This window comes from Streptomyces sp. L500 (genome assembly GCF_054551825.1).
In genome coordinates this window covers 1-536 of sequence record NZ_JBTOLC010000140.1, presented here as the reverse complement: position 1 = coordinate 536, position 536 = coordinate 1, and the positions used below count along the sequence as shown (strand labels likewise).

Sequence of the window (536 nt, the reverse complement as noted above, 5' to 3'; positions counted from 1 at the left end):
ACAACGACGGATCCAACAACCCACAGACCTCATCGAACGACCCCGCGAACACCGGGAACCGCTCATACAACCCCCGGCCCATCCCCAGCCGCTGACTCCCCTGCCCACTGAACACAAACGCAAGGCCACCAGGGGCGTTCGAAACGATTCCCGTCTCTCCTCCGCCCTGTGCGAGCGTCGACAGTTCTGTCAGGAAGTCCTCGTGATCGGCACCGATCACCGTCGCGCGGTGGTCGAAGGCGCTACGGGTCGAGGCCAGCGACCAGCCCACGTCCACCGGGTTCAGCTCGGGACGCGCCGACACGAACGAGGCGAGTCGGGCCGCCTGGGCCCGTAGTGCTTCCTCGGTGCGTGCTGACAGCGTCCACGGCACAGCCACCCCACCGGGGGCAGGCGTGCCCTCCATCGCCTCGACCGTCTTGACCTGGGGGGCCTCCTCGACGATGACGTGAGCGTTCGTCCCCGAGATACCGAACGACGACACCCCCGCCCGACGCGGCTGCCCCTCCACCGACACCCACGCCCGAGCGTCCCGG

Annotated in this window: 1 protein-coding gene; it reads right to left on the bottom strand. The window is 68.5% G+C overall.

Features of this window, described 5'->3' with window-relative positions; genetic code table 11:
- Window positions 1-517 (bottom strand): CurL C-terminal domain-containing protein (locus tag ACX9I7_RS32705; RefSeq protein ID WP_459389415.1); only part of this gene is annotated, 517 nt, incomplete at its 3' end.
- Window positions 518-536 lie beyond the last annotated feature (19 nt).